The sequence below is a fragment of the Pseudomonas sp. GW821-FHT02A11 genome (assembly GCF_059421985.1).
Genome location: NZ_JBWKWB010000002.1, coordinates 312525 through 325609 on the forward strand (window position 1 = coordinate 312525; position 13085 = coordinate 325609).

Sequence of the window (13085 nt, forward strand, 5' to 3'; positions counted from 1 at the left end):
CGTTAACGTCAACCAACGCAACCATGGGACCACTGCGTCCTTACGTTGCGCAGGTGCTTATGACGTCCTCCTGACCGACCGTTCGCGTCGGAACATCTCCATCCGCCAGCAAGAGCGGTCAACGCTCTTTTTTAGTACTGGCTGCCGATATTCCTCTTTCGAAAACAGAGCACTTTTAATGTCTATTCAGCAAACACCCGATCACGTTTTGCCTGCCCGTGCCGCAGCCAGAATGGAAGCCGCCATGGCCGTGGGCAGCTTCGCCATCGGCACGGGCGAGTTCGCCATCATGGGCCTGATGCCCGACATCGCCAGCAACCTGCATCTGAGCGAGCCGCAAGTGGGCCACGCCATCAGTGCCTATGCCCTGGGCGTCATGGTTGGCGCGCCGTTGCTGGCGATCCTTGGCGCGAGGATGCTGCGCAAGCACTTGCTGATCCTGCTGATGGTGCTTTACGCGATCGGCAACATCGCCACAGCGTTCACGGCAACCTTTGGCAGCCTCGTGGCATTCCGTTTCATCAGTGGTCTGCCCCACGGCGCCTACTTCGGCATCGCAGCCGTGGTGGCCTCCAGCATGGTGCCAGCCAACAAACGCGCGGGAGCCGTGGCGCGCGTCATGATGGGTCTGACCCTGGCCATGCTGCTGGGTAACCCCGTCGCCACCTTTCTGGGGCAGTTCTTCGGCTGGCGTTCGGCTTTCGGACTCGTGAGCGTCATCGCCGTTGCCACCATTGCGCTGGTCTGGTTTTTTGTACCGCATCGTCAAGACGAAGCCCGCAGCGATCCTCGCAAAGAGCTGCGCGCTTTCAAAAAACCGCAGGTGTGGATGGCGCTGTCAATTGCCGCCATCGGCTTTTCCGGCATGTTTTCGGTCTTCAGCTACCTGGCACCGACGATGCTCGACGTCACTCGAGCCTCCCCGGAAATGATTCCATTTGGCCTGGCGGCCTTCGGCATGGGCGGCATCATTGGCAATATCGCCGGTGGCAAACTGTTCGACCGCCTGCAATTTCGCGCCGTTGGCGCAGTGCTGATCTGGTCGATCGCCGTATTGCTGTTCTTCCCGCTTGCGGCAGGGTCCATCTGGGGCGTGATGCTGGGCATCGGCCTGGTCGGGACGATGATCGCACTGGCAGCGCCCCTGCAAATCCGTCTGATGGACATCGCCCATGAAGCGCCGAGCCTCGCAGCGGCGTCCAACCACGCGGCCTTCAACCTGGCCAACGCCTTGGGCCCATGGCTTGGCGGCATGGCGATCACCGCAGGGTTTGGCTGGACCAGCACCGGCTATATCGGCGCGGCCACGGCACTCGCGGGGTTGGTGCTGTACGTGATCGCACGGCGTATGAAGGGCGGGGATTGAGCCTTTCTCGTCCAAGTGAAAGCTGCCGTTGAGCGACCTTGCGTCGCTCGATGGCCTACCTTAGTTGCGCTCTTTCATCGGCAGACGCTTGATCGAGTACGCCCGTTTCTCATCCTCGGAGTTGTAATAGACGTTCTGAGTCGTGCTCAGGCTGTTATGGCGCAGATCGACCTGCAAATCCTTCATATCCCGATGCGGCGCATCGAAGGTCGCCGAGGTGTGCCGTAGCCAGTGTAGGGACGCGGCGCGCAAGCGGTTGACGTCTTCATCTGACCAGCCCTCGGCCTGCATACGCTCCAGCGCACGGTCGAAGACCTCCTGAAGCAACAGACGGATGTGCCGATCCGACAAGCCCGCGCGCCCACGGCGGGTGGCGATCAGCGGCGTGGTTTCCCGGAAGCCGGGCAGGGGAGTGAGGCCCTGGTGCAGACGCCAGCGCTTGAGGTAATGCTCTATATAGTCGTCGCGCACGCTGATCTTCGCCGTTTTGTTGCCCTTGCCAACCACGTGATACCACCAGTTACCGGCGCCATCCTTGCGCATGTCGCCCATGCTCGGCGTCCAGTTATCGCGACCGACAAGATCGGACACGCGCAGGTACATCGCAAAAATCGTCGCAACTATGAACAGCGTGCGCTCGTATTTAGGGTCCTGGTCCGCCAGACGTTCCGCTGTCTCCAACACGAAATCCCACTGCAACGATGTCAGGATGCGGGTGTCCTGATCGTCAGTGTTCCGTTCCTTGTATTTGCTCTTTTGCTTCACGGCGCGAAACGGATTGTGCTCACAAAAACCTTCGTCCGTTGCATGCTGAAAGAAACTGCCGCACACGGCGAAAACCTGCGCGATAGAGCCTTGCGCGGGACGATAAGGCTCCTGAAGGGCAGGTCGGCTCTGCTCGATGGCGCGTTTACGTTCTTCCTTGGAAACTGTCTGACTGAAGGGTTTCCAGTTGGGGTTCAACACGTAGGTATCGGTGGCGATTTTCTTGCGCGCACCCACGCGATTGAAGCGCGATTTCACCACCGGTCCAACCCAGGCAGGGTCTGGCGCCAGGCAAAATTCCATGAAAGCCTCGGCGTGAGTACGGCGTATTTCGAGCAGGGGGACCCTGGATTTAACAAGCGTCCACAGCAACAGCCGCTCAACGTGCGTGCGGTAGGAATTAAACGTAGACTCATTGCCCGCGTAGGATTTCAAGAACTCGCGCACAGCCCGATAGCCTTCGACAGCCTGCAGCTCGGCGGGGAATCGCTCCAGATAGTCACGGATGGCGGGCAATTCCTCCTTGAGCGAGCTGAAATTCAGTTCGCCAAAGCGGGTATAGGTTTCAAAGAGTGGATGCGGCGTCGTCGGCGCGGACATGGCAGGCTGGGAAATTCATGGAAATGGGCGGCGATGATCCTACGGGGAGCGGTATTGTGCAATATCCGGGTCTGACAGTTATCGGATATTACAAATGTCTCTTCCTGTCGCCCGAGGGCTCTGGATCAGGCCTCTTGGCCATATCGGCCCTTGGCGTCTACAGGCTTTGCTCGGTCGATCATCAGAAACCTTTCATACATTTCCTGACATCATCGTCAATCAAATTTCCCGGTTTTATGCAGTCTTTTAAAGTCTTTTCGTCCTGAATAGCGTCGAAATCGGCTCTTTTACGACTCTGGCACTGCTTGTTCATTGCCTCGCCAAAGGCTGACGGGTCGCCTTTGAAGGACTCACACAGTGACGCGTTGGCGAGCTTCTGCGCCTGGATGATCATGGGTTGCGTTACAGGATTTGCAGCCAACGCGTTGGCGCTTGCGCAGGACAACAGGAACAGAATGGCCAGCGTGGGTTTCATTGTTCGTCCTTGATCGTGGTGTGGGAGCTTTTGACTACACGGAGCGGAATTTTACAAGGTTTCATTTTGATAAGCGCGGGAGAAACGAGAAGCCTGGTTGAGAAAAGGACGGGAGTCTGACTGGGCTAGGTGCCGGGGGACGTTGAGCGCTGAAGGTGAAGCAAGCAGCAATTTCCGGTTTCCGTGCTTTGAAAGCAGCACCCCTGTCGTTTTTACCTAAAAAAAATAAATGGTAACATCATGATTTATTGACGAAAAGCACACCAAGTCACTCAGGCACTGACGAACATCGAGCAAATTTATTTTTTATAACTGAACATAGGTCCTTTTATTTTTTTATGATGATCGTAGCTCGGACACCTCGGTTAGGAGATGCGCATAATCCAACCTGAGCTTATTATTCTCATTATTAATACGATCAAACTCTTCTCGATGGCCTAACATTTCCCCATGGTGATACTGCCAAAAGCGCTCAAGACGCTGATCGCTGCTTTCTGTGAGGTCGTTCAATCGATCGTTGAGTACGGCTATACGTTGGCTAGCATCTGCCGCTTCACGTTCGCGGCGCGTCTCCAGATAGTCAACCTGTTTCTGTAGTCCAGATATTCTGAGGTTAGCTGCGTCAGTCAGTGCATTTTTTTCTAATTCGTGCTCCTCTGAGATCTGCTTGAGTTTTGCACATTGTGCGGATAACGCATCGTTCGCTTTCTTCAATCCAGCTATTTGCTCAGCCGTTTTCGCGTCGGAAACATCGCGCTGTAGTGCATTCTGCTCCATCATTCTGGCCTTTTCTTCTAATTCCGAATGGGCCCGCCGAATGTCCACGTCCTTTTGCTGCGCGCTACGACGCACGAACTCTACTGCATGATCCCAGGCCTCCAGGAGCATCGTGCGGTAGGCGAGGGAGATGTCCGTTCCAATCAACTGCCGGTTCAGGGTTGGACCGTTCTTCTCCCAGTACCTACCGATCTGCCTGTGCGCGAGCGTGTCTTCAACGATGAGATTATGTCTATCCCTAACGTTCTCGATGACACCCTTCACTGTGAGATCGTCCCCACGAGCAAGGATTTCTTCAATTGCCTGATTGATCAATAGCTTGAGTCGTTCACGGGGACCTAATATGTCCATTTGCGAACCCTCTTCGGCGTAGGTTGCATTCCTGATTTAGCCGCTATGTGCGACTGCTTGCCGCCAGCGAAGGTTCATCTAACGCTCACATGAACCAGCCAGCTACCAAAATTTAGGATAGGCGAGCTACACTGATATTGGAAGGTTTCATGTTAGGAGAGGTGTCGTGAGATCCATTGACGCTGATCAGCCGGTACTATACGACGGTAGAGTCTGTGTTTATTGTGCATCGGTTCATGAAAATCAAGTGCAAATTTATGACTCCACTAACGCTATTTATTTAGTGGTAAAGGTTTCAGAGTTGCGTCCAGTTTTGACGAAGCAACCTGAAACCTCGAAAATAATGGAGGTCGCTCGTAGTCTCGAAGAGTTAGATGAAGAGGCTGTGGAGGCGGAGCGTAGATTTAAAACTATAGACTCTTTGCTCTCGCTAGAATGCAGCAAAAAGGAATCGATCCAAGCGATTTCAGAAGTAATGGGCATAAGCGTCTCTTATGCCTACAAACTGGTTGCCAACCATAGCGCCGAGGTGGGTCCGACTGCGTTCATCCGTGAAGTGCGAGGTCGAAAACGCGGTACTAAGATGGTGGATGCCAGACTTGAGTCCATCATCGCTGCCTCAATTGAGGAAAAGTGGAAACGTCCTTCGGCGAGCGTGATAAAAGTTTATAATGCTGTAAAAGAAAAATGTCATGCTGCGGGACTAAAGCCGCCAGCACGTAATACTGTAGCGAAACGAATCTTTAGTGGGAATCCTGCCGAGATTGAACGACTGAGACGAGGAAAGAAGGCATCTGATGATCGTCATAAAGGGCGGCCAACAAAAATAAAGGTCACCGAGCCTCTCCAGCTTTGGCAGATGGATCACACTGTAATAAATGTAATAATAGTCGACGAACATAAAAGAGCTCCGCTGTGTAGGCCTTGGGTTACATTAATTATTGATGTGTGCACTCGCGTAGTTATGGGATACTACCTTTCTATTCATGCGCCAAATAGCTTAAGTGTTGCCATGGCTATTTCGCACGCTGTGAATCCCAAGGATACCTGGCTGAATAAGCTGGAGTTAAGTGATGTGTCTTACCCGTATTATGGCAAGCCAGCTACAATTGGCCTGGATAACGCCAAAGAATTTAGATCTTTAAGTATAAGAGCGGCAGCGGTTCGTAATAATATAAAGTTGCGGTGGCGACCAGTTCGTACTCCTCACTATGGCGGGCATATAGAAAGGCTCAATGGTACTTTGGAAATGGGGCATGTCCGATATCTTCCTGGTGCTACTCTTTCGAATGTCGTGATGCGAGGGGATTATAATAGCGAATCCGAATCTACGATGACCTTTCCAGAGTTTGAAGAGTGGTTCGCCAGATCTATTAACATATACCATCTTACGAATCACAGGATTCTCGGCGTCAGCCCGCATGAGAAATGGATTAGTATGTTTAAGGATTCTTCAGGTCGGCTGCATCATCCCCCATTGATCGAGAACCCCGAAGAGTTTTTTCTCGACTTCTTGCCGCAGCAGTCACGTGTAATTAGCTCTGGTGGAGTGCAACTGCACAAAATCTTTTACTGGAGCAATAGCTTTAAAATGATGGTTAATGATGGTAAAAAATACGAGGTTAAGTACAATCCATTATCTCTCCGAAAAATATGGTTGAGAGATGAATATGGACGGTATATTGAGGCTCCATATTCGGACCTCTCGAAGCCAGACGTAACCCTGGAAGAGTTGCGCATTGTCAAAGCTTCGCCTGATTATAAAATAGGCACCAATGAAGATGAAATTTTCCGCATGGTCGCTGCCAATAGAGAGTTGGTTAGTAAGTCGGTTTCACAAACGAAACGAATGCGAAAGGCTCAGGAGTCTTTAAGATTGGCACGAAAAAACTTTACGGAGGAATCGGAAGACTATAATGACACTAGTAATGACAAAAGCTCTATTGATTACTCTGTGCCGGTTGTGAGAATTGAGCCCGAAGAGTAAATTTATAGGATTGCTCTAATGTACGATCACATTGTGGAATACCGACGTCCGTTAATGATTCTATCTGATCATGAGCGGAGGAGTGCTGCCATACAGGATGTGTGGGTTCCGAGTGAGCGCTGGAGTTTAGTCAAAAATGTAGCTCAGACCATTTTGGCAATGCCGCTGAAAACGCAGACTCTTAATTTACTCGTCTACGGTATTGGAGGCGTAGGAAAAACCTCGATGTTCGAACGCCTTATCCATCTGTTCGGTCAGCAGCCTGGGTCGTCCATACCTTGTATAGCCAGCATGACCCTCAAATCGGAAACAGGGCATAAGGCTTTCAGGCAGCAGGTGTTTGAGACCTTGACAGCAGGGATGTCGTTCAGTCCTGGTAATGATACCGATGCAGTAATGATTCGGGCTGCACGCGCGCAGAATATTCGTGCAATAGCCATAGATGAAATTAATAATATTACGCTTGCACCGAAAGCGGATGTACAGAAAAATTTGGCGCTTTTGAAAGGCCTTGGTGCCAAAGCAAGTAACATTTCCGTGTGGGGTTTCGGCGACGATAGGGCATTTCATGCACTTTCGTCCGATAAAACTTTAGCTCGACGTTTTGAAAAAATATTACTGCAGCCGTGGACCGAGACTGAAGGGTTTCGATCGTGGGTTTCAGGGATAGAAGCAACGTTACCGTTGAAAAAACCATCATCATTGACCAGTAAGAATGAAATCAAGTTCTTGCTCAAGCATACCGAAGGAATTACAGATTTCATCGTTAAGTTGATCAATAATGCTGCTATCTGGGCAATTGTTGAGGGTGTCGAGAAAGTGAATCTTGATATGCTTAAGCTCGCACATGCCGAAATGCCACCAGCGTCGCCATTGTGAAAAGATTACTGCCTGGAGAGTCTATCTCATCGTGGATCTTGCGTGTGAGGGCTAGTTACCCTGAAGAGATTAACAATCTTAAAGGGTTAGATATTTTGCTGAAAGAACGTTTTGATGAAATAAAGATCAACCAAAGCAGTGAATGTGAGTTCGATGCGAAAGTGCTTAGGTCTCATGTACAAGTCCCCGATCAGTCTGCCGAAGGATTAGCTAAAGATTTTTGGTTGATCAAACCTGTTTATAAGCGTTTGACGTTTTGCCCTATGTGTGTGCAGGAGGATTTGCGCGACTACCTAACATGCTATTGGAGGAGCACTTGGGAGCACGGCTGGTGTGTGATTTGTGATCTGCACCATGTGCGCTTAGTCGAGCTGCCGGATATTATGTATGGTTTTAACACAATTTCGCGCAGATTCGGAGATGCATTTGCATTTAGTGTGACTGCGCCACTAGAGGCGTATTGTGATTCCTATTCATTGTCGCCTAGCTCAGTGGTTCTTTTAGATAAAGGAAGGTTCACTTTAGATCGGCCCAATCATGCGGCACGGGTTCGCCAAGCTCTGTGTGGCTTAGCCTATATTCTGCAAACTTTTATTTCAGATGTTCTTGTAAGGGAAGGTGTTGAAGACGATCGACTAGTGTTAATACACGATTTTCTTAGGCTTGCAATGCGCCCAGTTTCTGCGCGCTGTATGGTAGAACCGCTTGCGTTTACAATCAATCGTACAATGGGGTTTAAACGCTATGGCTCTGCTAGATCGTTATTACCTTCGACTGAGAAAATGCTTTTTCAAACAGACAGTTATTACACCATCTGGATTAGAATAATCGCTATGGCGATAGTCGCCTATGCTATCCAGCTTCAGGGTTCTCAATCGTGGTGGAATTACCTTACTGCTTCGTGTAGACATTGTGGCCTTTCGATACCTTTAACACCTGAGCAGGTGCGTGAAAACCTCATCACTGGAAGCTATTGGGATACCCGCAATTGGTTTGCTCGGCGGCACGGTGAATTTAATGATTGGACGCGGGTATTCACACCACACAGGACCTAGGGCAGAACGTCTTGAGTGAAGTTTGGATATGCGCAGTCCCACGATCAGCTATTTACAGCGATTATATAAGGAACGATTTGTTGCAGAGGATGGTAATAGCTCGGGCTGTACGTGTATCTTGCGATCTCCAAAGGTGAAGGTAATGTCCAACCATTCATGGTAGCGCTCCCAGGAACGCCACCATGGAAAGTTTCTTAGCTTGCCACGCAATACAAGCATCTGGCATGGTCTTTGCGCCGGGTCTGCAGTTCGTAGACTTTGCTCTCCGTTCGAACAGCAATCCGTCCATACTCCCCATCGTTTTCTACTTCGCTATCGATGGAGAGCGCTTGTTCCATTCGCCACAGTGCTGACCCGTTCCACATCGGTGGTTCCATCATCATCACAGCTGTGATCATCATAGACGCCGCTGCGTCATCGAGCATGTGGACTAACTGGTCGGCATCAGAAATTAACAGCGTCCGTGTAAAGCTGAATTCGCTCTCCAAGGCGCGAAGAGTCAGCAAGAACCATGGGCTCTCTAGGTCTCGTTCCACCACAGCCCAGCGCTTGATCTTCAGGTCAAAGGGAAGGGATGGGATGAGCTCAGCGGCAGGTTGCGTGAAAAACATGATGGCGCCTCAATCAAATGAACACTATAGATTGTAGCGCTAAAGTGTTCACGAGGGCTTCATCGTTCGCTTTGCGAGCGAAAAAAATGGAGATCAAGCAAGCGTTCGGCCGAGCGCTCCGCCATAGACGTAAAGCATCCGCACTCACTCAGGAGGATTTTTCCGACATCAGCAGTAGGACATACCTCAGCACTCTTGAGAGGGGGGTTAAGTGTCCGACCCTCGAGAAGATCGTCGAACTGGCTTCTGTAATTGGCATCCATCCTTTAACGCTGGTGACCGAGGCCTTTTTGATCAGTGATCCGTCTCATAGCATGGAGACCCTTGTCGCATTGGTTCAGTCACAAGCCCGCCCCAATGCGGAAGATTAGGCGCAGCAGATTTCGGTTACTCAGCGTGCAGGCGCGATCGGATATGGTCGGGGTCTTCAGTCTCTTAGTTTGAAATCTCTAATCTTTAGCGATCCGACCAGGCTGGACAGTAAATGAGGGCAGCGTAACCTCGTTTGCGGCTTTGGGAGGTGAGGGCAGATCGCCACTAACTTGCCCTATGCCTTTGCGGCCTATGCATTGTTTAGTCTGTAAGCTGCAAATCCCATGGCGTTCGCTGAGCTTATCAATCAATGTCTGAATCGGGTTGTGACGTGGAGTCAAGCAGCATTGTTGCCCGGCTCTCGAGCAACGCACCGGCTTGAAAGTACCCCATTATTGTTCCAATGCTACGATGCTCAGTCATCGCCATGACTTCGCCGAGAGGTACGCCTTGCCGCCCGGCCTCGGTAACAAATCCTGAACGCAGGCTGTGCGCGGCCCAGTCGCCCTCTAGCTCTGCAAGCTTGGCGCGGCGCTGAACGATCCGGGCAATTTGATCACCTGAAAGAGCTTTATCGCTGACCTTGCCGCCTTTGATTAACCGTCTAAACAACGGTCCCGAGGCGGCAGGAGCCACTTGAAGCCAAGCTGATAGCGCACTTGCAGCCGGTCCTCGTAATGGTTTCTCGCGTCGTACGCCGCCGGTGTCAGTTTTGGTCGCTCCAAGCGAATAGACCCAGGTATCACCATCCAATTGCCGTACATCATTTACAGTCAGACGAACTAGCTCGGAGCGACGGCGACCTCCGCCGCTCCAAGCTAGGAGAAGGATGGCACGATCACGTATGCCCCGCACGCCGTCGGTGCAGGTGGCCAATAGCGCTTGCAGCGGCTCGAGCACTACCGCGGTCTTCTTGCGCACCTGCACGCCCTGACGACTTTGTGCCTTGCGCGCCTCACGTAGCAAGGTCCTAACGGCGACGGATTCACTGGGGCTAGGCCACTGATTGATCTGGTGCCATTTGCTCAGCACCGCCAGCCGGTGACTGACCGTGCTGAAGGCCAGCGCACCTGGTTTGCTTTTTACTTTGGCAGCGACCAATGCCGCATCAATCGAAGCCGGGAGGAGGTGGGACCACTCCCCATTGTCCAGTGGCCGCGCCAAGTGATCGAGAATGAACTGTACCGCCACGGTGTCGGGCAAGGGGCTGTCACCCAGAGCCCTGCCGTAGCGCAGTTGCAGCCAGGCTGACCAGTAGGCGAGGGCGCTGCGGTAGCTGCGTACGGTGTTGGCGGCCGTGCCTGCGGCGATAAAGGCTTGGGCAGCTTCTTGAGCGTTATCCGCGAGCCGATTCAGCTCCAGCGGGGTATCAACCGCCGTTTTCATTTCAATCGTCTTATTCATTACGTTCAACGTAGTAAAATATTAGTTATTCGAAGAATAAAGTCGGATAAACTTCATTTATCAGACCTAATATAGCCGGAGGTGGTACATGGCGGTAGGAGTTCCTGAAGCGGAGGTTTTTGCCGCTGCGGATGCGGTGTTGGCACGCGGCGAGCGGCCGACGGTGGAACGTGTCCGGCTTGAACTGGGCCGCGGGAGTCCTGCCCGTGTTGGTAGCCTCTTGGATCAATGGTGGGACCGCTTGGCTCAACGTCTGAGAAGTGAAACTCGTCTCCCAGCCTTGCCACCTGAGGTGTCACAGGCGTTTGTCGCGATCTGGCATCAGGCTGTGTGCCTTGCAGGAGATGTGGCACGACAGTCTCTAGACGACCAGCGTCAGATCCTTTTGGACGAGAGGGCGGAAATGTTGGCGATTGAGGATGCGGCGCGGCAGGAGGCGGCTCAGTATCGTCAGCAGGCCGCGACCGCGATCGCGCAACAGCAGGTCGCCGAACGTCGGTTGGCTGATATGGAACGCCTTCTTGAGCAAGGCCTCCGTCAAATCGAAGACCTCACACACCAACGGGACGGATTGAAGCAGGACCGAGATGCGGGCCGTGAGCGGATACAGTCGCTTGAACGGCAGCTGCTGTCGGACCGGTATGACGCAGACCAAGCTCGTAAAGCCCAGGAAACCTATGTGAGAGGCGTGGAAGAACGTGCCCACCGGGAAGTCGATCGTGCCCGCGAGGAGACCAAGGCGACTGGTGTACAGTTGAAGGAAGCAGGGAAGCAGTCGGCCCAGCTGCAGAAACGGCTCGACACCATGCTGCAGACCCTGGACCTCCTCAAGCGCGAGTTGGCGGCCGAGAAGGCTTTTGCAGCTCAAAGTGCTAGGAAAGTGGCTGAGTGGGAGGCCAAGTTCGCCGCCCATTCCACTCTGCTTGAAGACGCGCAGCATGCGGCAACGACTCAGCAAGCGAGGGCAGAAACCTTGGAGCAGATGATTATTCATTTGCGCTCACAGGAGCAGCCGACCCGCAGGAAACGTGTCACCAAACCAGCGGCGTCGGAAGGCACCTAGCTCCCAGTGCCAGATGTTTTCTGATCAGTGTTGTGGTCTGAATCGCCCCGGGTTTCCTAGACACTATCCAAGCTCAGGAAATAACGTTTCTCATACTCTACTGGAGACAGCTGCATAGCACTGCTGTGCCGGCGTTTAGGGTTATAGAACATTTCGATGTAATCGAAAATATCACTTCGGGCGTCTTCACGCGTTGTGTAGATCTTTCGTCGGATTCGCTCCCGCTTCAAAAGCTGGAAAAAGCTCTCGGCTACGGCATTGTCGTGGCAGTTTCCTCGCCGACTCATGCTGCTGATTACATTGTGGGCCTTCAAGAAGCTTTGCCAGTCTGAACTACTGAACTGACTGCCTTGGTCTGAGTGGATCATTACTTGCTGCTGTGGTTTGCGTCGCCACACAGCCATCAACATCGCATCGATAGCCAGGTCGCTGCACATCCTTGGCTTCATTGACCAACCAATTACTTGGCGTGAGAACAGATCCAGCACTACTGCCAGATAGAGCCATCCTTCATAGGTGCGGATGTAAGTGATATCTGTCACCCAGACCTTGTTCGGCTCATTGACCTTGAACTGCCGCGCGAGGTGGTTGGGCGAGGCTACTGTTGGTTTTCCACCGTAAAACCCTGGACGCCGCCGATAGCCCGTTTGCGAACGCAGCCCCTCCGCCTGCATCAAGCGCCCGACCCGATTTCGACCGCATTCCTCTCCCAGCTCACGCAGGTCATCGTGGATTTTGCGGTAGCCGTATACACCTCCGCTTTCCAGCCAAGCGCGTTTGATCAAACCAAGCAGACGTTGATCTTCTTTTGCTCGGGCAGATTGAGGCTCGGCCAGCCAGGCGTAGTAGCCGCTGGGGTGCACCTTGAGGGTTTGGCAAAGGCGCCGCACCGGATAATCAGTCGAGTGCTTCTTGATGAAGGCGTACTTCAGCCGCACTCCTTGGCAAAGTACGCGGCGGCCTTTTTTAAGATGTCTCGCTCTTCAGTCACGCGCTTGAGTTCAGCGCGTAGCTTGCGAAGTTCAGCGTGCTGATCGTCATCTTGCTGACGCTGCTCTTGGGGCTTGCTGTAGACCTTGATCCAGGCGTAGAGGCTGTGCACAGACATGCCCAGGCGCTGGGCGACATCGGCCACAGGTTTGCCTTTTTCGGTCACTTGCTTGACCGCTTCGATCTTGAATTCTTCGGGGTAACGCTGACGACTCATGGCACCTCCTATTTGGGCCTCATTATGAGGCTTGGAGGTGTCTAGGAAACCAGGGGCGATTCAGCGCTTGCAGTGAAATTTCACAGATCACGCTCACTGGGTTGCGACTGGAAGCCGTCGATCTACCTGCCGACGGCTGTAGAACTTTGAAACGTGGCTTATATCCCAACGCTACTCGCAGAGCGGTGAGTGTTCTCACATTATCAGATAAGCTGCCTGCCTTTCTCACTGCA

General features: G+C 52.5%; 12 protein-coding genes. 6 read left to right on the forward strand and 6 right to left on the reverse strand.

From position 1 onward, the window contains the following. Nucleotides 1–178: 178 nt before the first annotated feature. Nucleotides 179–1366, forward strand: a complete 1188-nt coding sequence (locus AC07V9_RS03860; RefSeq protein ID WP_495014371.1) for an MFS transporter — start codon at nucleotides 179–181, stop codon at nucleotides 1364–1366. A 60-nt stretch (nucleotides 1367–1426) separates the two neighbouring features. Here the strand turns inward: AC07V9_RS03860 and AC07V9_RS03865 are convergent, their stop codons facing one another. The 3 genes from AC07V9_RS03865 to AC07V9_RS03875 form a co-directional block, all read right to left on the reverse strand. Continuing rightward, nucleotides 1427–2731, reverse strand: a complete 1305-nt coding sequence (locus AC07V9_RS03865) for a tyrosine-type recombinase/integrase (protein ID WP_495014372.1) — start codon at nucleotides 2729–2731, stop codon at nucleotides 1427–1429. Between the two features lie 181 nt (nucleotides 2732–2912). After that, a complete protein-coding gene (locus AC07V9_RS03870; protein WP_495014373.1) occupies nucleotides 2913–3206 on the reverse strand; it encodes a hypothetical protein in 294 nt (97 codons plus the stop codon). Between the two features lie 336 nt (nucleotides 3207–3542). Then, nucleotides 3543–4334, reverse strand: a complete 792-nt coding sequence (locus AC07V9_RS03875) for a hypothetical protein (protein ID WP_495014374.1) — start codon at nucleotides 4332–4334, stop codon at nucleotides 3543–3545. Nucleotides 4335–4500: 166 nt separating this feature from the next. On the opposite strand from AC07V9_RS03875, the gene AC07V9_RS03880 reads away from it, so the two are divergent. The 3 genes from AC07V9_RS03880 to AC07V9_RS03890 are packed head-to-tail and all read left to right on the forward strand — an operon-like array spanning nucleotide 4501 to nucleotide 8255. Then, nucleotides 4501–6321, forward strand: a complete 1821-nt coding sequence (locus tag AC07V9_RS03880; RefSeq protein WP_495014375.1) for a transposase — start codon at nucleotides 4501–4503, stop codon at nucleotides 6319–6321. An 18-nt stretch (nucleotides 6322–6339) separates the two neighbouring features. Next, nucleotides 6340–7200: a TniB family NTP-binding protein gene (locus AC07V9_RS03885; protein ID WP_495014376.1), complete on the forward strand. Its 861-nt coding sequence runs from the start codon at nucleotides 6340–6342 to the stop codon at nucleotides 7198–7200. Continuing rightward, entirely contained in the window at nucleotides 7197–8255 is a 1059-nt protein-coding gene (locus AC07V9_RS03890) for a TniQ family protein (RefSeq protein WP_495014377.1), read from the forward strand. The genes AC07V9_RS03885 and AC07V9_RS03890 overlap by 4 nt, the downstream gene beginning before the upstream one ends. A gap of 194 nt (nucleotides 8256–8449) precedes the next feature. On the opposite strand, the gene AC07V9_RS03895 is transcribed toward AC07V9_RS03890, so the two are convergent. After that, on the reverse strand, nucleotides 8450–8866 hold the full coding sequence (locus AC07V9_RS03895) for a hypothetical protein (protein ID WP_495014378.1): 417 nt from the start codon (nucleotides 8864–8866) through the stop codon (nucleotides 8450–8452). A gap of 86 nt (nucleotides 8867–8952) precedes the next feature. On the opposite strand from AC07V9_RS03895, the gene AC07V9_RS03900 reads away from it, so the two are divergent. After that, nucleotides 8953–9237: a helix-turn-helix domain-containing protein gene (locus AC07V9_RS03900; RefSeq protein WP_495014379.1), complete on the forward strand. Its 285-nt coding sequence runs from the start codon at nucleotides 8953–8955 to the stop codon at nucleotides 9235–9237. Between the two features lie 244 nt (nucleotides 9238–9481). Here the strand turns inward: AC07V9_RS03900 and AC07V9_RS03905 are convergent, their stop codons facing one another. Next, nucleotides 9482–10591: a site-specific integrase gene (locus AC07V9_RS03905; RefSeq protein ID WP_495014380.1), complete on the reverse strand. Its 1110-nt coding sequence runs from the start codon at nucleotides 10589–10591 to the stop codon at nucleotides 9482–9484. Nucleotides 10592–10670: 79 nt separating this feature from the next. On the opposite strand from AC07V9_RS03905, the gene AC07V9_RS03910 reads away from it, so the two are divergent. Further along, nucleotides 10671–11645: a DNA-binding protein gene (locus AC07V9_RS03910; RefSeq protein WP_495014381.1), complete on the forward strand. Its 975-nt coding sequence runs from the start codon at nucleotides 10671–10673 to the stop codon at nucleotides 11643–11645. Between the two features lie 56 nt (nucleotides 11646–11701). On the opposite strand, the gene AC07V9_RS03915 is transcribed toward AC07V9_RS03910, so the two are convergent. Continuing rightward, nucleotides 11702–12852 (reverse strand): IS3 family transposase gene (locus AC07V9_RS03915; protein ID WP_495014382.1). Its coding sequence is split into 2 segments (ribosomal slippage): nucleotides 11702–12618 and nucleotides 12618–12852, totalling 1152 coding nucleotides; the frame shifts between segments, so codons are not numbered across the junction. Nucleotides 12853–13085 lie beyond the last annotated feature (233 nt).